Raw genomic sequence first — 551 nt, 5'->3', positions numbered from 1 at the left:
GAACGACGTGCTCGAGCTCGGCGCGGTAGGGCAGTACGCCGCGACGAGTGCGTCGGGAGCGGTCGCGGCCTCCGGTCTCATCACGGGTGACGGCGCGATCGCCGTCGGGACCGGATCTCCCGACGAACAGACCACTCTCGATCTCGAGCCCGTGCTCGACGCCGTCGACGCGGACGGCGTGATCAGTGCACTGGCGCTCGAGCTCGGGGCCGTCTCCGCACGCGCCGAGTCGGCGCGCGGCGCGACGGAGGTCACGACGACGAGCGACTACCAGGTCGCGAGCGGCGTCCTCCGACTGTCGAGTCCGGTCCTCGGCGACCTCGTCACCGACCTCGACGAGACTCTCGCGGACACGAGCGCCGACCTCAACGCGGCCGGCGGTGACGGAGGTCCGATCGACACGACCGTGGATGGGCTGCTCGGAGGCATCGACGCCATCCTGGAAGACCTCATCATCGGGCTCGTCGATCTCGAGGACCCGACGGTCACCTCGACGCTCACGGTGGATCTCGGGTCGGCCGTCGACGCGGCGATCTCCGACGACTTCGTCA

1 protein-coding gene is annotated in these 551 nt (G+C 70.1%); it reads left to right on the top strand.

Annotation, left to right across the window (positions count from 1 at the left end; genetic code table 11):
- Positions 1-551: choice-of-anchor G family protein (locus AC4FQ5_RS20065; protein WP_491146468.1), on the top strand; the 551-nt coding region annotated here is incomplete at both ends.

The organism is Chryseobacterium sp. DT-167, from assembly GCF_058310155.1.
The sequence above is the reverse complement of the archived record's forward strand: the minus strand, read 5'-3'. Positions and strand labels throughout refer to the sequence as shown.